We start from the raw sequence: 21,375 nt of genomic DNA, 5'->3' as shown, positions 1-21,375 counted from the left end.
GTATTATTCCCCTGAGGGCTTTTTGAGTTTATAATAAGGATTAAGGGCTTCCCCAAAATCGGGAGTGCCATCGGCGCGCCAGGTAAACGGCTGGATACGCGGACTCCGTGCGCCGCCGCAGCCCTGGCCGGCATGAGGATTTGCATGATAAATGATCCAGTCTTCTTTTCCGTCTTTCGATTTGAAGAAGCCATTGTGACCGGGACCAAATACGCTGTTGATAACGCTCTTCGTGAACACCGGCTGGCCGGCTTTGGTCCAGTGTGCAGGATTGAGCGGATCACCGTCTTTCTTCAGGCGCAGCATACCGAGTGCATAGTCATCTGTGCCGCAACTGCTGGCAGAGTAGATCAGTATGATCTGTCCATCAGGGCCTTTCAGTATTTCCGGGCCTTCATTTACCGGTGAACCGTGTTTTTCCCAGTCATAATCCGGCATGGAAATCTGTACCCTGCCTGCTTTGAGGGTCCAGGGATTTTCCATTTCGGCGATGTAGATGCGTTGTGTGATATCTTTCCCGGAGATCTGGCCGCTCCAGATAAAATAGTTTTTGTTGTTGTAAGTCAGCGCCGTACCATCGATAGCGAAAAAGTCGGCCTGCGGATCGCCTATTTTTCCTTTGTCTTTCCAAACACCCTCCAATGGTTCCGCGGCCTCATTTTCCAGCACAAACAAACGCTGCGTAGCCAGGTCGGATGTGGCGCCGGCTGTATAATACAGGTACCATTTGCCTTGCAGGCGATGCAGTTCCGGCGCCCAGATATTTCTTGAATTAGCGCCGGTAGCGGGAGGCGTCCATACCACTTTGGGAATGGCATTTCTCAATTCCGACATAGCGGCTGTTTTACGGATGGTGATATTTCCGCCATTGGTACAAAGAAAATAATAAGCATTGCCGTTTTTATACACCCAGGGATCCGCGCCGCCATCCAGCAGCGGATTGGAGAAGGTGGTATCTGCAGGCGCCGGTGGCGGCGCCACGGTGGAGTCTTTTGCTTTGCCCGTACAAGACATACTAAAAAGCAGCAGTAATAACCAGGATATATTTTTCATTTAGTAAGATGTATGATGATGAAATAGTTAGTTCCATAACTTCGGATCCTTGCCCCTGTTTTTCCGCCACTCATTGCGCCAGCGGTGGATATCGTATGAGTTGATCGCGGGCATGGGCTTTCGGGCTTTGGCATCCGGGATGTCCGGTACCGGCAACGCTTCCTTTGTGTACCAATAGGCTACACTGGCAAGATCGAGTGTCATCTCGTTATTATGACCATGTTCGATGGTAAACTTCAGCGACTTATTAAAATAGATAGGATCGGTGATGTGAAAGCGATAAAGATGCGTGCGGCCAAGTGTACCGATATCGTTGTTCACCCTTGCATACCCGAAATACGGGTGCGTATATAATACTTTGGGGCCCCAGGCGGTATTAAAATAATCTTCCGTACCGGTACCATTGAGGGATGGTATTGTTTCTCCATCTATAAAAATCATATCATCCCCTTCTCCATACCATAAAGGTGTGGGCGATTGCACATAGTAATTTACGCCGACGAAATGCCCTTCGCCTTTGATATCTGCTATTATATAATTATTGCGGCCATCGGTATTTTGTCCTTCGGGGCCAAAGACCCAATGCTCGTTTTCTATGCTATCCTGTGATCCCATGAGTTGTTTATTGTACCAGGCATGAAAGCGGCCGGTATTGGCGGGCAGTTTGGGCATTTCCACATAGTCCACGCAAAAATAAAAAGGTTGTATTTCCGTACCTGATTGATTCTCTATTTCTATTCTTGCCCCGTTGGAAAAAGGCATGGCAAAATAGCTCACCAGGCTGGTACCATCCATTGGTGCAGCGGCCAGTGGCAATGATGTAAAAGGGTAAGATTCGTTCCAGCCTTGTCCGAAAAAGGGACCGATGGGCGATATCACGGAAGGATATGGTTTCCCGTCCCAATACATGCGGATGATCACATCGTTGCGGCTCAGTTTATCCGGGGCGGGCCACATCGTGATCCAGATATGATTAATAATGCCGGCGCCTTTGATATCCACCAGGGTTCTTTTACCGCCGTTTTCAATGTGTTGCAGGTTGTCGTTCGGACCACCGGCCTTGTCGTAACTGCTGATCCGTTTTGTGGTTACATGCTCTTTGATGAGCGTGAGACCGGCGAGGTCCTGCGCCTGTAAACCAGCGAATGATATCATGAGTAATAAGAAAACAAAATGTTTCATGCGGATAAATTTATTTTGTTGGCACCTCCCAGTGATCGGTGCGGAAAGGCACTACGGGCAAACCGTTTTTACTGAACAGGTTACCAATAGCGGTGTTACTGAAAGCGTAGCGCACAGCCACGGGTTGTTTCACTTTATTGTTCCATACCATCAGTGTGTTTTTTTTCACAGTAGCCCGGGCGGGGTAAAACTGCCGGTCGTTTCCTGCAATAAATAACTCCGTCAGGCTATCGCCTCTTACTGATAGTCCCTGTTGCGCATTTTCAAAAGAGATGATCACTTTATCTTTCTTTATCATCATCTCTTTAAACAACGGATTTTTGTAGCTAAATCCCTGGCGGTGATAAGTTTCCCCCAGCGCCCAGTCGGCCAGCCGGTAGCCTACATCATGCTTATTGGCCGGATGTACATCGTATACGTTGCCGGTAATATCGGTGGTGACAACCATGCCGGTATTGGGATGTTGCATACTTTGTTGCTGCGCTTCCCTGAGCAGTGCGCCGGTATTTTTTTCGCGGTAATTGAATGGGGCTATCTGTACGAAATAAAAAGGGAGCAACTGCTGCCATGCACGCCTCCAGGCATCTATCATGGAAGTAAATAAAAGCCGGTAAGTGGCCGCGGTGCCGGTGTTGTTTTCTCCCTGGTACCAGATAACGCCGGCAATGGCATATCGTGTAACTGGCGCCAGCATGGCGTTCCAGGCCACACCCGGCAAATGCGGGCACATGCCATTGGGCAATATATGCGCAACTGCCTCTTTTAACACCTGGTTGTTGCTTACGATGCTGTCCGGCGTCCATACTTCCGCAGCGGTACCGCCCCAGCTGGCATCTATGAGCCCGATGGGCACCTTTAGTTGTTCATTTAATTTCCTTCCGAAGAAATAGCCGACAGCGCTGAAAGTATTCAGTGCGGCGCTGTCGCACGCAACCCATTGCGCGGTCAGGCGATCCTGTGGATGTGCGGCGGTAGCTTTGGTAATTTTAAAGAACCGGATATTGTTGTTATCAGCAGCCGGCTGAATGGCTTTGATGTCTTTCAGTCCCCAGTTTCCGCACATTTCCATATTACTTTGCCCGGAACATACCCATACTTCACCCAACAGGATATTTTGCAGCGTGATGGTATTATTTCCTTTCAGCGTAATGGTAAAAGGGCCGCCGGCTGCCGGCGTGGTAATAGTAGCCACCCAGGCGGCATCACCCGCTGTGGTGACGGGGTATACCTGCTGATCCCACGAGGTGGTAATGGAGATGTGTTCACCCGGATCAGCCCATCCCCACAACTTTACCTGGCTTTGCTGCTGCAGCACCATGTTGCTGCTGAGCACCTCCGGCAAACGGATATTTGCCCGGGAGGATAACGCACAACCGGCGAGGCACCACAACAGCAAAGGTATTTTCATCTTCATACAACTATTTAAGCATGGTATTGATCAATGATTTTGCGGGTTCGCTGATCGCTGACTTTTGCGTTACTTCCCAGTAGCTCTGCTGTTGTTCTATCAGGATCTGCGAGGTGATGATCCAGCTTTGTATCCAGCCGCTCAGCGTGCACCAGGCGCCCCAGCCTGCATCTGAATTGGAGGCCCAGTAGTCCCACCGCCCGTAGTCGAATGCACGGAACCAGGCGCCGTCGAGATCTTTATGTTTATTGCTTTGTACCTGTATGCGGGTAAGATAGGCCGACAATTTACCGGCGGCTTCCTGGTACTTTTTATTGCCTGTTGCGCGCGCGGCTTCATTCAAACTAAACAGTGCAAAATTGCAGGTGTATAACTGACACGACACTTTTTCCCCGTTTTTAAAAATGAGGGAGCCTTCGTCGGAACCATAGGCAGAATTGGTGTTCAGCGGGTTGAACATTCCTTTCCCTTTTACGCCCAGTTCTTCCCTGATAGCACCGCTTTCATCCTGGTACTTCATAATTTCGGTCACCATTTTGTCGAGCCACTGCCGGTGTTCCGGCGTGTCTTCCACTCTTACCAGCCAGGCTAATGGGAGGATCATGCGTGCGCGCTGTGTTTGCATGCTGCTGCCCCAGCGCCAGTTGCCGGGATAACTTTCCATGGTCACCCGGATGGCATTTTTTGTTTTGGTCAGCAGCGGCTCATACCTGGTTTTGTTATAAAGCCACAGGTACAGCGCCCACATCCACGATTCAAAATGCGGGGACGGATGTACGAAAGAACGGTTGCTGTAAAACTGCCAGCCGTTTTTTATGATATCTTTTTCTTCCAGCCGTTCGCCGCGGAAGCCATCTTTGCCCGTGGTTCTGAAATTAGCCAGTATGGCGGCAGCCATCTCCTGGTCCCACTGGTTGGTATTCATATAAGCGGAGGCGCCAATAATACCGAGGATGGCCCTTGAATTATCATCTCCGTAAAAGGTGGTGGGGTTAGGCGTTGCCCAGCCTATAAGGCCGTAGGCGGGACTGTTGGGATCCCGCTTTGGGCCGGCCCTCATATTGGAGGTTTTCAACGTATAGTTAATAAGATTTACGGCGTTCTGCTGATAGCTTTTAATATTCAGCAACCTGCCTGCGGCAGAAAGGGCCATGCTTACTTCTCCCTGTACATCTGCGCGCATCCAGTAGCGGTATTGCTGGGTACCATCGTAATTGATGGTGGAGGTATGTCCCTCCATGATGCCGAGCGAGCCGTCGCCATCGGGCTTATCGGCACTTATTGGCGGGCCTGTTGGCATTTCGCGGGAGTTGTATTCTTCCCATTCTTTTTGCCAGGCCGGATGCACAAAGAAGCGGCCATGAAAGAACCAGGCGGTTCCCTTCCGGATGGCGTTGAGCCTTGCGTTGCCGGGCAGTGTCGCGTTGCGGCCATACATGGGCTTTACATCCATTGGCCAGTGCTTTATAACGAGGTGCGGGCTGCCGGTCATACGGGCAAGGATATACGTCCACACCTGTTTTATGGAAGCCGCGGGACCATATCGTCCGCGCTCAAAGTTACTCAATGCAGTGGTGGCAATAAAAGCGCCGTCCTGTTTAAACAGCAGCGGATATGATTTGGTGCTGTCCAGGCCATATTCTGCTTTATCGAACCCCACTACTTTAGCCAGTACAATCAACGGATCATTGGCACTCACCGGCAGGATATAACAGTTATGGATACCCAGTATGCTCATGGGCTGTAACGGCGCACCGAAATCGCCGGTAGTTACCACACCGCGTTCCAGCCTCGTTTCCAGCGGTTTTGCAGGAATATCGAGACCCGGGAATGCAGCGGGGTATTCAACATATAGCTGCAGGTGTTTTTGTTTGGCGGCCGCCAGCAACGCTTCCGTAATACGCTTTTCCGGATCAATTGCGGGGTAAGTGTCTGATACGATGAATACCGCCGCGCCATCGGCGGCAGCAGTAATGGCAGCAGCGGGAGTGCTGAACTGTTTCAGTTTATATCCTTCCTGTGTTAAAAGGAAATAGAGACCGTTTTTATTGCTGCCGCAGAACAACAGCGTTTTATCTTTCGCATATACCTGTATGCAGCTGTACAACAGGCATACCAGGGCACTCAGCAGTATTTTCTTTTTCATGTGTTGTTTTTTAACTGGTTCAGCAGGCGGACAGCGGTGGCCTGTAACATAGCAGCGGCCCCGGTTTCCAGGAATGACCACTTACCGGGCCCGGCTTCATATCCTCCTTCGGCGAATCCTTTTATATCCGGAATATAGCCGATGGTATTTTCGGCATATGCCGCGACGAGTGTATGCGTAAATGGAGACGCGCTTTCTATTTCCAATGCGGTAGTGGTAAATGGTTCACCCGGGAGAAAGACGATGGCCAGCTTTCCGATAGCGATCACATTTACCCTTGCATGCGCATCTTCTTTGTTGATGACGGCAGCGGCACGTATTCCAAAGGTAATTTCATCATGTGCGAACAGCAGCCTATTGCCTTCCAGCGATTCGCTGTAGGTATCCTGTTGCGCCACTGCGGCCAGTGCGGCGCCATGTTGCCTTGCAGTGGCGGGCCCTCCGGATACCGTAGGCGGATTGATATCACCGGCGGCGCCATTGATAAACATCACCATGCCATTATTGCCGGTGGCTTCCAGCGCGTTGCAGAGCTCCCCCGGGAAATCGGGCGATACATGCGGCAGGCACATTTCATGCACAGGGTGACAAACTGCATGCACCACCGTTGCGATGATCCCGTTCGCCCCGGTAAACCGGAGCGTATGTACGCGGCGGTCTGCCGGTTCGCGGCGCATCAGTTCCGGTGTAACGGGCTGCATGGAATCGGACATCACGATGCCCTGCGGCGTGGGTATGCGGCGTTGCAGCGAGAATCCTTCCAGCACACCGCTGCTGACGCCGATGGTACATGCGCGCGCCTCTTTCAGCGCTGTATAAATAGCACTACGTATTTGCTGCTGTACTTCGTGTAACCATGTACGATATACCGGTGTTAAATACAATTGCGATAAGGCTACCGATTCCGGTGCATTGTGTGTATGCGTGCACGTTATAATAATGTGCTCCGGCAATATTTCATCCGACAACCCCTGCTTGAATGCTTTCCACCCGCCGGTAGCGGTATCGCTTAACCCTAACAGGTCAAGCGATACCAGTGCGACGGTAGTGGTTGTGGTGGTGAGCGCCAGCACCCTGGCTTTCAGCGGCAACCGTACTGCCGTAAACGGATCGTAACGCCCTTCTACCGAAGAGGTAAGCAATCCGGCTTCCAGCGGCGGGGTGATATCAGCTACGGCTGTTCCTGCGCGTAATATGGAACGGTTCATCAATTACCTGTTTTGTTTCTTTACCCATTGCAGTGATTGCTGCCAGAAGGCATCATATCCTTCCCATAATTCAAAGTTGATTCCCCAGTGCGGAGCGGGATCAGACATGTAGGTCAACACCCTGCCTTTTCCATAGCTGCCGGCCACCACCAGCGGGTGACCGGTTTCTTTTACACGCACCAGCACTTCCCCGGTGCCAGCGGCACTTACTTCATTGTAACCAAATATTGGCGGGAACGTATGCCATGGCAAGCCCTTCACCGCAGGATGATCAGGCGCCAACACTTCCGCAGTAAACCCTGCGGAGGACTCTACCAGGTCTTCAGTAACGAGGCATTTCACGGGCAACGCATCTGTGAGTGTACACCTGCCCCACCCTGATTTGCCCTGTACACCGCTGAACGACAACCATCCGCCGAGCATCATCAGTCCGCCGCCATCATTGATCCATTCTTTAATGAGAGTAAGCCTGTCGGGGAATGTAACCACTTTATTTTCCCGCCGGGAGCGGTCGAAAAAGCTGGGATAAAGATGGAAACATTTTGCCTCCACATCGCTGATAATAAGACTTACAGATTCCTCCAGGAAGGCTTCCAGCTTACCCGGCGCAAGGCGGTACAGCTCCCAGTTGGCAAGCGTGGTAACATCCGCTACATGTTCCAGTGCTTCTGTTAAGCGCTCACCATAGAAATGCAGATCTGCGTCTTTTGTTTCTGTGCCAAACGGCGTTTCTATAAACGTGGGTCCCAGGTGAAATACCCAATCGCCCAGGTATAGTACATGTTCTTCTTTTGTCCTGACTTCTTTTCTAACAGACATAATTATTTTTTTATACTTTTTGAGATAAAGATTCGAAGGATTGCTGCTCCAGTACAGCCCTGCTCACCGTTGCCCTGGCGGCCAGCCACGACAGGTACCTGTTGGCCATCTTTCTAAAAACAAAAAATAACACCAGCGAACCGGACAACAGCCAGGCACATGACACGTAACGTGCAAACCAAGCCTGTGTTAACCCTGTGATCAGCATAGCCGTTGCACCAAAACCAATTACGGCAATACCCATTCCCCGCACAATAGGTTGTATCATATTGCCGCTGTGTTGCTTCCACCAACCCAGTGGACGCGCGCGTTCATAAAATGAATGCAGCAGTTCAGCCGGATCGGGTGGTGTGATCAACGCTACTGTAATCCACAGCGCGGTAGTAAGCGCCATCACTACCAATGTTTGCCACCACCAGGGCAGCACCAGCTGCGACGCCCAGGGAACGTGCAGGTACATTAATAGTTTAGGCCCTAATACCACGATACAAAAAATAGCAGCGCCACCGAAGGATGCAGCGATACGCGCTGCCCCGTTGAAACGCCACCACCACCATTGTGCCCAGTTAGCCGGTAGTTCCGCCGCACTGAGTTGCAACATAAAAATGGCCACATCAGTGATAATGCTCACGTTGAATACTACTGCCACCGCCAACGACAGGATCAGCGCCATTCCCAGTTTTCCGATGAGCATGTAGTGTTTTTCGCTGGCTTTTTTTACAAACCAGCGGCGGTAAATATCACTTACCAGCACCTGGCTTCCAAAGTTCAGATTATCGCCAACGGTAGACATCGTGGCGGCCATCATAGCAGCTACCAATAATCCCATAGCGCCGGCAGGCAGCATTGTTTTCATGAGCTTTCCATATACCAGCTCCCGGTCGGCGCCTTCCACGCGCAGTTCCGGCCATATAACGGCAGCGGATATACTGGGAAGCGTAACCAGCAGCAAGAGCAGGAACATGCTGATGGCAGTTACCACGTACATGGTGAGCGCTTCCGCCGGTGTGCGGGTAGACAGGATCCGTTGTCCTTCCATTGCGCCGCCCATTGGCGCCGCATCACCACCGTAACCAATACTTTGTCCCACCATCCAGGCCATCGCAGCAGCCAGCGGAAATACAGAATGTTCGTGGGGTGGCATCAGTTGTAATACTTCCGGATGTGTGCCATTGAAAGCATGGCCCAGCGCGGCCGTCATGGCGGCAGCGCCGCCGAAATGCGCGAGCGTGAGTGCTGCCAGTGTAAGCGTGCCTGCAAAAAATATCACCATCTGGATCAGGTTGGAAATCACTACTCCCTTGTATCCTGAAAAGAAAACAAACAGGAAAGAAATGGGCACTACCAGGTAAAGTGTTTCTGCCTTTGTAAGCCCGAATGCAGGACCCATTATTTTGTACGCCGCCAGTAACGTAATGCCTGTCCATGCCGGCATGGCTATCATAGAAGTCCGGATGGCTATCCATAAGCGCATGGCTGCTGCCGCACGCGGGGGAAAACGAAGATCATAAAACTCCAGCGTGGTGAAGAGGTTTAGCCGTCGCCAGAAAACAGCAAACAATACGCCGCCAAAAAACAAGGCGAGTCCAAACCTGCTCAGGTACCACCAGGAAATAAAAGCGCCCGTTACCACGGCGAGGCCGCCATAACCTGTAGCAGCATCCGGGCTTACCAGGGCAGCCGTGTAGGAAATTCCATTCAACCAGCCGGGTATTTTCCGGCCGCCGAGGAAAAAGTTTTCCAGGTTGGAGCCCGAGAAACGCCGGTGCCACAAAGACATTCCCAGCATGAGCAATAAATAACTGATGACTATCCACAGATCCAGTTGGTTCCAGTTCATAACATTCATTTACCTGTTGGTGACAGTATACCCGCCAAACGTTCCTTCAACGGCGCCAGCGCCGGCAGGTTATTTTCCGGTTTATCGAGATAGAAATAAGCAGTGGCGGAATAATTGTCCAACCGGTAAAAATTAACCCAGCCGTTGGGGAATTTTTCATCGAAGAGATCCGGGTAGCCAGGTTCCTCCAGGATTTTAACCAGGGTGGCCGGTGTTGTAACGGTTACCACTTTTAAACGCGCACCGGCTTTTACAATTTCCCGCAGCTGGTCTCTCCCACCACCACCCATTTGTTGTATCACCACGCGGCAACCACTATGGAAATAAACCGGATCCGGAATATGATAACGGTAAAAAGCGAATTGTTTTTTTGCCGCATCTGCAATAGGACAGCCCTGGTACAGGTGCGCAAACATACCCTGTCCCCAGCCGGTGCCTATGTAGTCTTCTGTGCCGGTACCCACCAGTGTAGGATACTGTGTATCATCATCCAGGTACATTTTCACCTCGCCTTCACCAAACCAGGTGTTGCCATACACAGTATCCGCTATTACGCTCATATTGCTGCCCAGGTAACGGCCCTTCCCTTTGATGGCAGGCAGTATTTCAAAATCCTCTCCCAGTTTGGTTTGTTGATTGCTGCTCCAGTAAGCATGAAAATACAGCAGATCTTTTTGCGGCTGCTTCAGCGCGGTGATATTCACATCATAAAACAACAGGTGCGTTTCCTTTGATTCATTCACCAGCACTATCCTTGCATGCTTATTAAAAGGCATAGGGATATAGCTGTTAAATGACCGTCCTTCGGGATCGGAAAACAGGGCGCACTGGAACGGCGTTCTACGTGCCAGCCCGATGCCGAAGAAATCGCCCAAAGGAACGGATACCGCGGGTTTGGACGCACCTTCCCAATACATATCGATATGAATGGACCGCAGCGCTTCCGGTTTATGGGAAGTGGTGAGCCATATCCTGTTAATGATTCCGGCGCCGGCGTAATCCAGTAAGGTTACACTCCCACCTGCTTTCAGTGTATCGCATGCATGTCCTTTGGCGCCTTTGTTTTCTATTCCTGCCTTCCCTTTGGCGCCGGAGCGGTTCTCGAAGCTGATCCAACGGGTATCTGCATCCGCGGGGAACTTATACAGTTCCTGCGCCACCACGCTCAGTGGCAGGAGGATTAACATCATCAGTATTATTTTCATCCGGTTTATTTTATTACCATCCTGGGTTTTGAAGTAGATTAGGATTTTTATCAGTTTCAGATTTCAGCATTGGCCACAGGTAATGTTTCTTTTCAAAAACCCGGCGTTCAAAAACGGTTCTTTTAAAGAAAGCAGGATCTGTTTTTGATTCTCCTGCATAGATATTTAATCCATACATGTTGGCGTTATCTGTTGTTTCAGAAATCTTCCAGCGGTGGCAATCGAAATACCGGTGCGATTCAAACGCCATCTCTATTTGTCTTTCATGATGAATACGTTCCCGCATTTCGTCCTTGCCTAATCCGCCTGGCAGGGCGGGCAGCCCGGAGCGGTTCCTGATCAGGTTTACATATTTATAGACATCGGCCACGGGGCCCTGTGCTTCATTCAACGCTTCTGCGTAGTTGAGGTATTGTTCTCCCAGCCTGAAGAAGATCCAGGTGCGCAGCGTTCTTTTCTCCTGTGGTTTAAAAACAAAATTCGGGTCAGATAATTTCTTCAGCAGGTAACCTGTTACGCTGTAATTGCCTCCGCCTGCACGTTGCTTTCCGTCGGCCCCCTTGAACCAGAATTCCAGTCCGCCGGTACGCGTTTTCCATACCGACCCCGAGAAGTTAATACTGGCATAAAACCGTGGTTCACGGCCTACATACATATTGCTGGTACCGGCTACATACAGGTTATCCGGTCCGGGAGTATCGGTAAAGCCGGTTTCCGTATAACCAGACAGCGGGTTGATGATGGGCGAATGATCGCCGGTGTAGCCGGTGATAGGGCGTTGTCCGTTTGCCATTTCATACTGGTCCACGATGTCCTGGGTAGGCGCATGCAAAGTAAATCCGGCGAGACTAAGCGGTTCGTTATAAACATCCAGACCATCGTAGGTACCATCATTATAGGCAAAGAATACTTCCTGGTTGTTGTTCATGTAAAATATTTCCTGGTAGTTTTTCACCGGGTTATTACCGGGAGAAGTATAGAGCGCATACCCGGCGGCCTGTGTCTGATCGATACAGGCTTTTGCGGCATCTGCAGCTGCCTGCCAGCGGCTGGCGTCGTAAGCCGGGAACAGCGACACGCCTTCATGGTCTTTTACATTCACATAGTCGGGGTTACCATTAAACAACGGGCTGGCCATGTACAGCAGCATTCTTGCTTTCAGTGCCAGTGCAGCAGATTTGGCGGGCCGTCCGTATTCTGTTTCGGAGGTAATACGGGTCGGCAGCAGTGCAGCTGCCTGATCGCATTGTGATACGATGTATGCCACGCACTTTTCCAGGGGTTGCCGCCGGATGCTCTTGAAATCGGTATCCAGTGAAATGCTGCTGTCGGCGATGGGTACCGGGCCGTATAATCTTACCAGCAGGAAATGATAGAATGCGCGCAGGAAAATAGCTTCTCCTTTCTGGCGGTCACGCGCTTCCTTTGTATAGAATTGATCCAGCGGTACTTTGTCGATATTTTCAATAAAGATATTTGCTTTGCGCAGGCCCGCATAATTCCTGGCCCAGGGATTAATCACGGTGGAATTAGGGTCCCATGCGCCAGACGTCATGCTGTTGCAAAACGACGGCGGGTAGAACTGTTTCAGTTCATCCGCGGCGCCATGAAAAGGATTATCTTTATTATCTGCCCATACCATTTCATCCGGCAGGTGTGAGTATACGTTGGTGAGATAGTTGTTGGCGTAATCGCGGTTAGAGAATACGTCGGCAATAGTGAGATCATCATCCGGCGCTTTATCCAGGAAGTCTTTCTTACAGGATACGGCTGCCAGGAGAAGGAACAGGAACGTACAATATGTTGTGATCGTTTTCATCCTAATGATTTTAATGCTTTAAAAATTTACCTGTACCCCTGCATTGATGCTGCTTTGCAGCGGGTATAGACTTTCCCCGTTATCAATTTCAGGATTCGCTATTTTGATATGATCCCATACGGCGAGGTTGGTGCCGTTGATAAATGCGCGAACGCTGCTGATACCGACCCTTTTGGTGAGGGTTTTGGTGAATGTATACCCTATCTCTGCAGATTTCAGGCGCAGGTAGTTGCCGTTTTTCATGTAGAGGGTGCTGGTTACATAGTTGTTGGTATTGTTGATATCAATCACCGTAGGATATTTGGCGTTGGTGTTATCTGCACCTGGTATCCAACGGTTGTCGTATACTTCGCGCATCACGTTGTAATTCCCTACTCCGCCTGAAAACGCATACGAACTGCGGCCGCTGAGCAGGTAGCTCGTTTTCGCTGCGCCGGTGAAAAATATGCTCATGTCTACTCCTTTCCACGCCACCGTGCCACCGAAGCCATACATGATTTCCGGGTTGCGTGCATAACCGAAATAGGTTCTGTCGTCGGGTGTTATTTTACCGTCTCCGTTGAGGTCGCGGTATTTGATATCACCGGGGCGTATTACCGATTGCAGCGTCGATTGCGAAGGGCTTTTGTCGATATCTGCCTGGTCTTTGAACAGGCCGAGGGCTTCATAGCCGAAGGGGCGGTCGATGCTTTGCCCCCGGCTGTTCTGGTAGGCCAGTGGTCTTACAGGTGAATCATCTTCTACTATTTCATTGTGGGCGTAGGTAAAATTGCCCTGGATGGAATAGTAGAAGCCTGATTTTGTTTTGTTTTTTATTTCGATGTTTCCATCTACGCCTTTATTGTTCACTATTCCGAGGTTGGCATAAGGTATAATCCCTGACGGGTAACCTGCTGATATGGGTATTTGTTGACGTGCGATGAGGATACCATTTCTCCGTTCTTTGAACGCATCTACGGTGAGGGTAATTTTTCCGTTGAGCAGTTCCATATCTACCCCGATATTTCCTTTGGTGGCTACTTCCCAGGTCACGTTCTGATTACCGATGCGGCTTTCCATGAAAGCGCCTGTCTGGTAGGTTTGATTGGCGCCGAACATATAGTACGGATCAAACCAGGTATGGCCGGGGGCTTTATCGATGGTTGTCTGGAACAGGAACCTGGCGCCGCCTATCTGGTCGTTGCCTACCTGTCCGTAGGAGCCTCTTATTTTCAGGAAGCTGATGATATTTTTATTCCAGAAGTTTTCGTTGGACACGAGCCAACCGGCAGCTGCGGAGGGAAAGAAGCCGTATCGTTTTCCTTTGGGGAAATTCTCCGAGCCATTGTAGCCCACGTTAAACTCCAGCAAATATTTGGAGTTATAATCGTAGGTTATGCGGCCGGCGAGTCCTTGTCGCCTGAAAGGGATATTGCCGATAGAACTTCCTGCGAGCAGGTCTACATATTCACGCCGGTTACCTAATATAAGCCCTCCTATCCGGTGATCGCCAAAGCTGCGGTCGTAGTTGGCAGATACTTCCAGGTAGGCGGCGCGGTTGGCGCCGGAGTTGGTATAGTAGCCGAGTGCCTGCTCTGTTTTGATGAGCTGATACTGGTCTACGCCGTTGGCATCCGGGCCGAGGTACTGGTAAGACGCCGGGCTTTTCACGCGCACGGTGGTCATGGCGCCGTAGTAGTCGTATGCAAAAAGTCCTCTCAGTTTAAGTCCTTTTGTAACCAGCGACGACAAATCCCAGGTAGCGCCGAGCGAGCTTTGGATGGTATTCCGGAACCTTTTCTGATAGCCCGTTTGTGTACTTTTAGTAAAGGGGTTTTCATTCAGGAAGGTGCCTAACCCGGGGATGGATCCGTTTGGATTTTTTATGGGGTAAGCGTTGTTGGGCGTCCATCTCAGTGCATCGAATAATTCGGGGGCGCCGCCTTGCAGGCCGGGAGCGTTGCCGTTTTCAATGATGCCGCCAAGACTGAGGTCCATCGTAAGATTTTTGGAGAGATTGGCATCTACATTGGATCTGAAATTGTAGCGTTTTAAGCTGGTATTTGTTTTATAAGGAACGGATTTGTCTTCTTTATAAAGACCATCAACAAACGTATAACCTACATTGGTGTAGTAGCGGAATGTTTGGTTACCGCCTCTTACGCTGAGGTTATTGATGGTTTGTATGGTATGCTTTTTCAGCACTACGTCGATCCAGTCTACATCGGGGTACAGGTAAGGATCTGAATGATCTTTGTATTTCTGTACCTGTTCATCCGTATAGAAAGGAGGCTTGCCGATATTTTTCATGGCTTCATTCGCCAGGATTGCGTATTCGTAGCTGTTGATATAACTGGGAAAGCGCATACCGGTGAGACGGGCGGTTTCTGTACGGAACGAAACGATGGGCCGGCCTTCAGCGCCGCGCTTTGTGTTGATGAGGATTACGCCGTTGGCGCCGCGGATCCCATAAACAGCGGTAGCTGACGCATCTTTCAACACTGAGAAGGTTTCTATTTCCTGTACGTTCAGGTTGTTCATATCGCGTTCGATACCATCTACCAGGATGAGAGGCGACTTGTTACCGGTGAACGTGCCGAGGCCGCGGATAAATACGCTGGCGGCGTCAAAACCCGGTTCCGCGGAGTTCTGGCGGGTAATGATACCGGGCAGCCGGCCACCGATGGTATTTGACAGGGAGGCGGTGGAAGACTGCTGCAGTTCGCTCACCTTCACAGTGGATACGGCGCCTGTAACAGAGATTTTTTTCTGCGTACCAAAACCTACGATCACAACGTCATTGAGTTTTTGGTTTTCGAGGTCAGGCAATAATTTTACGACGATCGTTTTCTGATTGCCGGGGTGTATGATCTGTGTTTTATAACCGATGAAGGTAACCGACAGGGAATCGTTTTCGCTGCCGATTTCTACCAGGAATTTTCCAAACACGTCTGTTACTACGCCTTTGGGTGTGCCCAACACCTTGATGGTAGCGCCGGGCAGGGCTTCTTCTTTTTCGTTGATCACCTTCCCCGATAGTACCCAGCTGATAACTGCCGTTGGTGCGACCGTTTTTTCTTCTGTCTTTTTTCTTCTTACAATAATGGTGCGGTCCAGCATTTCGTAGGTAAAGGGCTGGCCTGCGAAGCAGGCGTCCAGGGCTTTATCTACCGGCGTGTTGGTGATATCAAGGTTGATACGTTTGGCTTCGTTGAGATAACGGGCATCGTAAAAAAAGGTGTAACCGCTTTGTTTGCTGATCTGCTGCAATACCTTTTTTAGCGGCGCGTTTCTCTCTGATAAGGTGACCTCCTGTGACCAGGCCGTTGCACTGACCTGCAGGCAGATACCTGTTAAGAGTAAAGCAGTTAGTTTCATAACCAGGAGTACTTTGGAATGGTTGATAAAGCAATTCCCTGGCACCGGTTTGGATAGGCGCAGATGGTCCTTGCGATGAATGATAAAATTCATACATTTGCGATGTTAAGGTTGAAGGATTTTATTGATACGAAGTCCCCATTAGCCTGACGATAACCGGCAGCGTTCCCGCGCTTCCGGTTTTTTTGTCTTTTGCTTTGCTTATTTTGTCATGTAGATATTCCTGTCGTTTATTTTATAGTGGATATTACTGGTGAGTTCCATCATCTTTAATACTTTCGAAAGACTTACATTCCTTGATATTTCGCCGTTGAAGCGGTAGTCTTCCATACCGGCATAGTCAATATTTACATCGTACCAGCGTTCCAGCTGGCTCACTACTGTTTTAAGTGAGGCGTCGTCAAAAATGAATTTGCCATTCCGCCAGGCGAGTACTTCATCCATGTTTACGCCGGTGGCCAGCCGGATATTGCTATTGGTGCTGGTGTTCACGAGCGATTGCTGACCGGGCTGCAGCACTTTGGTATATTTACCGGCGGCGATGCGGATACTTCCCTGGATTAATGTAGTGGTGATATCTTCTTCTTTCGGATAGGAATGGATATTGAATTTTGTTCCGAGTACTTCCACCGAGTGTTTGCCGGAAACAACGATGAAAGGCGCTTTTTCATTTTTTACTATTTCAAGATACGCTTCCCCGTTAATTTCCACCTTACGGGTATTGCCGGTGAATGCTGCCGGGAAACGGATCACCGAAGCCGCATTCAGCCAAACGTGCGAGCCATCAGGCAGTATTACTTCGTATTCGCCACCATTTGGTGTGGTAATGGTGTTGTAAGTTATTTCTGTGGTAACGGATGCGGATGCATCGTATACCAGCTGGCCATTACCCGATTTTTTGATCACGGTTTTGCCCTGGTTGGCGATTACGCCGTTCTGCGCGTCGTCGAGGACAATGGTAGCGCCGTTGCCCAGTTTCAGCGTGGCTTTGCGGCTACCAGGCGCCACATCGGTGGTATGGATGGCCGCTATTGGTTTACTTTTCTCTTTTGCCAGCTGCAGGCCGGCGGCGCCGGCAACAGCAAGAACAAGTACGGCAGCGGCCCATCTCCAGGTTCTCCACTTACTTATATATATACGTGCTGGTCCGGGTTTAATGCCGGTGGCCAGATATACTCTTTCAACAGATGCCTGCAGGTTAGCCGGATCGGCTTCGTTGCGCGTGATGGCTTCCAGATCCTGACTGGAAAGTTCCCGGAACAGCTGCCTGTTTTGCTCACTGGCTGCCAGCCAGTTGTCCAGCGTTTCCTGCTCCGCTTCATCCAGTTCCCCCGATCGCTGCCGGTAAATAAGTCCGGCGATATGTAATAGCTGTTGTACGTCTTTTTCTTCCATAGAAAATAATAGTATGCAGCCATGACCACTGCGACCACACATTACAGGGCCACGGGCTGCACATCTTTGCTGAGAAAAAATTAATGCCGTTATATAGTGGATACACTGCCCGGATCATTTCGGGTTAGTGGGGGAGAAAGTTTTTTTTATTTTTTTGAAGACGGGGATTAATCTTTGTGAAATGCCGCCAGTATTATTAATGCAAAGGGAAGAATATCTTTTCCCTGGAGTTTTCCCTTTACCAGTTCCAGTGCGCGGAATTTCTGCGCCTTAACGGTATTAACGGAGATCTGCAATTCTTCCGCAATTTTGCGGTTGGGCAAGCCCTCGAGGAAGCCGAGCTGGAATACTCTTTTCATTTTTACGGGTAAACTGTTCACTGCTCTTAATATCTCTGCTTTTACTTCTGCGCGGATAATTTCGTTGGCTACGAAATCGGCTTCGCCCGTCATGCTGGCGGCATAGGCATGATGGCGGTATTGCAGGTTTTTCTCTTTTCTCAATTCATTAAAACAGGCATTCCTGGCGGCGATGTACAGAAACGCCTTTATAGATTGAAAGGAACCGACCTTTGCATGATCGTTCCATAATTTTATAAATGTTTCTTCTGCTACATCTTCCGCGATAGCATGATTCACGACAATCCTCTTCGCAAAATTGGTAATGACCGCAAAATACCGGTCCATAATATAACGGAAAGCCACCTCGTCGCCCTGCTGCAGGCGGATGGCATAACATTCTTCGCTGATGATTTCAGTTGTTTTCATTAAATGACCTCACTTTAAAACCACCCTGTGGGAACGGGAATACAGTGAGATCAAATTATAATATCATTTGCTAAAAAATTCAAAGTGATTAGCAAATTTTGATACTATATTGGCATCTGATCATTTATATGGCTGAGACCGGAGACAAGGCTGTGGCAAACCTGCCACATACCGTTTCATGGTTTCATCTTGTCAATGATTTCCTGCCAGATAAGCCGCGCAATCTGCTCCTGCTCTACTGTATGCAGCCGCTCTTTCAGGGTCACTTCCCCGTCTTCGTTAAACTGCAGGTGTGGCGGCATAAAATCAAGCTTTTCGCTGTGTTCCTCATCAGTGGATACCCGGTAGGTGGTTTTGTCATTCTCGTAATCCACGTCGATGTGAAAACGGTAAGGCTTATTGTCGATATAAACGGTGATATCTGTTGTTTCCATACTATATATTTTATAGTAACCCCGTTCACAAAAGGCACACCAGCTTTGATTGTTAGGAAATTAAGAAATAATGTTATTTATTTACCGCCTTTTAGCGGCTGTAAAGCAGCCTGTCATCTATATATAACAGTATTTAATGAACGTGAACAAATTGAACCCGGATCTGCTAAGAACCAAACAGCATTTTGAAATATTGGATGGATTAAGAGGAATAGCCGCTTTAACGGTAGTTGTTTTTCATTTTATGGAAGTAGTTTATACTGATTACAGTAAGAACTTTGTGGGACATGGTTTCCTGGCGGTCGACTTCTTTTTCTGCTTATCCGGGTTTGTGATTGGATATGCCTATGATAACCGCATTGGCAAAATGGGGTTCAGGGAGTTCTTTAAATCGCGGATCATCAGGTTACATCCCCTGGTTATTTTCGGGTCTGTATTGGGGCTGCTCGGCTTTCTTTTTGATCCGTTCGGCGGTCACCCGGAATTATATGGATTTGGCAAAATAGCGTTGTTCTTTCTTACCAGTATCCTCCTGATTCCCTTTCCACTTATGATGGACCGGGGTTTTAACCTATTCAGTTTTAATGCGCCTGCGTGGTCGCTGTTCTGGGAATACGTGGCCAATATATTGTATGCGCTTATTCTCGTTAAACTAAGCCGGCGCTACCTGGTCATATTAGCCCTGCTGGCTGCTGCGGGTATTGTCGTAGTCGGTTATCATGCAGGGAACCTGATGGGTGGCTGGGGAAAAGATAACTTCTGGGATGGCGCTGTGCGTATTTCCTATTCCTTTCTTGCCGGGCTGCTGGTGTTCCGTTTCAGCTGGATTATAAAGAACCGGCTGGGCTTCATCGGGCTGTCGGCCTTGCTGATGTTGCCGTTCCTGATGCCTCATTTTCAATGGAACTGGCTGGTGGAAGTGCTGGTGGTATTGTTTTATTTCCCTTTACTCATTGTACTCGGAACTGGCGCGAGGCTTACTTCCGGATTAAAAAACTTGTGTGTTTTTTCCGGGAAGATATCTTATCCGCTTTATATGACACATTATGCAGGGATATGGATCTTCGCCAATTACTATACGGCGTATAAACCCGGAACTATGCAGCTGGCATTTATCATCACCGCCGGCACCCTCCTTTTGGTGGGCTTCTCCTACCTGGTGATGGTATTGTACGATATTCCGGTGCGGAAATATTTAAATGCCAGGAGAAAAATGAGTGCCTAAAGTATCTACTGCTACTTTGATAAAATAGTATTCACAAATGCGCCTACATCCTGTGCAAAAAGTTCAGGCTGTTCCATGGCGGCAAAATGTCCCCCTGTTGGCATCTCTCTCCAATAGCAAACATGATATCCTCTTTCAACATATTTCCGTGCAGGAAAGCTAACGGGATAAGGATAGTGTGCAATGCCAACAGGTACTTCTATGAAATCATTTTCTCCGAACGCCAGCGGTTCATTCCGGATCTCATGGTATAAACGCATAGAAGAATGGATCGTTTGTGTGATCCAGAACAGGGTAACATTCGACAACAGTTCATCTCTTGAAAATAACTGCTCCAGCACTGCGCCGGGATCCGAAAAGCTGCGGAAGATCTGGAGTATCCATGCACACAGTCCTACCGGAGAATCCTGTAGGCCATATGAAAGCGTGAGCGGTTTTGTTGTTTGTACCTGGGCATAAGCGCCTTCCGCCTGGAAGAACTGAGCGGTTTTTTGCTGTGCAGCCGTTTCTTCTGTTGTCAGTTTTTCACCGGGCGGTATAAACGGCTTATAGTTGAACGGAATATAGTTCATGTGCAGCCCGGTCAGCTTGTCCGGGTGCCGCATGGCGATATGCGTAGCGATAATGGCGCCGAAATCGCCTCCCTGTGCCATAAATTTATCATAGCCCAGCCCTTCCATCAGCTTCACCCAGAGGTGGGCCATCAATGAGGCGTTTATCCCTTCCTTTGCAGGCTTATCTGAAAATCCAAACCCCAGGAGTGACGGCACCACTACATCGAATGGCAGTGTTTCATTATCCTTGAGATAAGAAATGGTTTTCAGCATTTCCAGGAAAGAACCTGGCCAGCCGTGGGAAATGATGATAGGAATAGCATCCGGGTATTTACTTTTTACGTGGAGGTAATGAATTTTATAGCCATCAATTTCTATGATAAAATTGGGCCAGGCATTGATGGCGTCTTCAGTTTTTCTCCAGTCAAAATCATGGGCCCAATATGTAGCCAACTCTTTCATGTAGGAAAGGCTCATTCCGTATTCCCAGCCGGCTGGATTTATTGCGTCCGGCCACCTGGTGGCGAGAATGCGGGCTTTCAGATCATCGAGTACCGGTTGTCTGATGGCGACCTGGAATGGTTGTGTCATAGAAGATGTTTTGTACCAGGGTGGATGACACAAAAAGAAAGCCGGAATGAGGGAGATGCGAGGGTTTTAGTACGGCTGATAAAACTATCAGATTATCATTTTAATTTGGCAACAACTTTATTAGCTTGTTTTAGTTTATCCGGAAACAAGACTTTTCCGGAAAATTTATCCAGGGATTTATCCCGTATTATTTTCACGCCTAATGATGACGCGCCTTTCATATGTTTTCTCGTATTCATAAATGTGAATTAATGGCGATATATGTCGCAATTATCGGTCTAAATAAACATTGCTCACACTGGGAATTCCAAACGTTGCTGTATTAACAAATAGCGTCTCATTCCAATTACAACAAAAGCCTCCAAATCCTGC

At 49.2% G+C, this 21,375-nt stretch carries 15 protein-coding genes; 1 reads left to right on the top strand and 14 read right to left on the bottom strand.

The window, feature by feature from the left end:
* Nucleotides 1–3: 3 nt before the first annotated feature.
* The 13 genes from QFZ48_RS21110 to QFZ48_RS21050 all read right to left on the bottom strand — a co-directional run bounded on the left by QFZ48_RS21110 (nt 4) and on the right by QFZ48_RS21050 (nt 18,633).
* Entirely contained in the window at nt 4–1,053 is a 1,050-nt protein-coding gene (locus QFZ48_RS21110; protein ID WP_429050050.1) for a glycoside hydrolase family 43 protein, read from the bottom strand.
* Between the two features lie 27 nt (nt 1,054–1,080).
* Entirely contained in the window at nt 1,081–2,235 is a 1,155-nt protein-coding gene (locus QFZ48_RS21105) for a glycoside hydrolase family 172 protein (protein WP_429050051.1), read from the bottom strand.
* Nucleotides 2,236–2,245: 10 nt separating this feature from the next.
* Complete coding sequence (locus QFZ48_RS21100) at nt 2,246–3,649, bottom strand: sialate O-acetylesterase (RefSeq protein WP_429063465.1); 1,404 nt, start codon at nt 3,647–3,649, stop codon at nt 2,246–2,248.
* A 4-nt stretch (nt 3,650–3,653) separates the two neighbouring features.
* Nucleotides 3,654–5,789 carry a hypothetical protein gene (locus QFZ48_RS21095; protein WP_429063463.1) on the bottom strand — a complete coding sequence of 712 codons (2,136 nt, stop codon included), beginning with the start codon at nt 5,787–5,789 and terminating at the stop codon, nt 3,654–3,656.
* Nucleotides 5,786–6,997 (bottom strand): hypothetical protein, encoded by a 1,212-nt coding sequence (locus tag QFZ48_RS21090; RefSeq protein WP_429050058.1) that lies wholly within the window; start codon nt 6,995–6,997, stop codon nt 5,786–5,788. Before QFZ48_RS21090 ends, QFZ48_RS21095 begins: the two co-directional genes overlap by 4 nt.
* Nucleotides 6,998–7,000: 3 nt before the next feature.
* Nucleotides 7,001–7,816 (bottom strand): glutamine amidotransferase, encoded by an 816-nt coding sequence (locus QFZ48_RS21085; RefSeq protein WP_429050061.1) that lies wholly within the window; start codon nt 7,814–7,816, stop codon nt 7,001–7,003.
* Nucleotides 7,817–7,826: 10 nt separating this feature from the next.
* The gene (locus QFZ48_RS21080) at nt 7,827–9,656 is read right to left on the bottom strand and encodes a sodium:solute symporter family transporter (protein ID WP_429063462.1); all 1,830 of its coding nucleotides are present in this window, start codon (nt 9,654–9,656) and stop codon (nt 7,827–7,829) included.
* A 5-nt stretch (nt 9,657–9,661) separates the two neighbouring features.
* The gene (locus tag QFZ48_RS21075) at nt 9,662–10,861 is read right to left on the bottom strand and encodes a glycoside hydrolase family 172 protein (RefSeq protein WP_429050066.1); all 1,200 of its coding nucleotides are present in this window, start codon (nt 10,859–10,861) and stop codon (nt 9,662–9,664) included.
* Between the two features lie 13 nt (nt 10,862–10,874).
* Nucleotides 10,875–12,680, bottom strand: a complete 1,806-nt coding sequence (locus QFZ48_RS21070; RefSeq protein WP_429050069.1) for a RagB/SusD family nutrient uptake outer membrane protein — start codon at nt 12,678–12,680, stop codon at nt 10,875–10,877.
* An 18-nt stretch (nt 12,681–12,698) separates the two neighbouring features.
* Nucleotides 12,699–16,037, bottom strand: a complete 3,339-nt coding sequence (locus tag QFZ48_RS21065; protein WP_429063460.1) for a TonB-dependent receptor — start codon at nt 16,035–16,037, stop codon at nt 12,699–12,701.
* Nucleotides 16,038–16,238: 201 nt separating this feature from the next.
* Nucleotides 16,239–17,432 (bottom strand): FecR domain-containing protein, encoded by a 1,194-nt coding sequence (locus QFZ48_RS21060; protein WP_429050074.1) that lies wholly within the window; start codon nt 17,430–17,432, stop codon nt 16,239–16,241.
* 167 nt (nt 17,433–17,599) lie between these two features.
* A complete protein-coding gene (locus QFZ48_RS21055) occupies nt 17,600–18,199 on the bottom strand; it encodes an RNA polymerase sigma factor (RefSeq protein ID WP_370907689.1) in 600 nt (199 codons plus the stop codon).
* A 176-nt stretch (nt 18,200–18,375) separates the two neighbouring features.
* Nucleotides 18,376–18,633, bottom strand: a complete 258-nt coding sequence (locus QFZ48_RS21050; RefSeq protein WP_429050076.1) for a hypothetical protein — start codon at nt 18,631–18,633, stop codon at nt 18,376–18,378.
* A 136-nt stretch (nt 18,634–18,769) separates the two neighbouring features.
* Here QFZ48_RS21050 and QFZ48_RS21045 point away from each other — a divergent pair, with 136 nt between their 5' ends.
* Nucleotides 18,770–19,858, top strand: coding sequence for an acyltransferase family protein (locus QFZ48_RS21045; RefSeq protein WP_429050077.1), 1,089 nt, complete (start codon nt 18,770–18,772; stop codon nt 19,856–19,858).
* An 11-nt stretch (nt 19,859–19,869) separates the two neighbouring features.
* Here QFZ48_RS21045 and QFZ48_RS21040 read toward each other — a convergent pair whose 3' ends face one another.
* Nucleotides 19,870–21,003, bottom strand: a complete 1,134-nt coding sequence (locus tag QFZ48_RS21040) for an epoxide hydrolase family protein (RefSeq protein WP_429063459.1) — start codon at nt 21,001–21,003, stop codon at nt 19,870–19,872.
* Nucleotides 21,004–21,375: the final 372 nt, after the last annotated feature.

Origin of the sequence: Chitinophaga sp. W2I13 (assembly GCF_050434005.1) — a bacterium.
GTDB lineage: Bacteria > Bacteroidota > Bacteroidia > Chitinophagales > Chitinophagaceae > Chitinophaga.
Note: the sequence above shows the minus strand (reverse complement) of the source record. Positions and strands in the feature narration are given on the sequence as shown.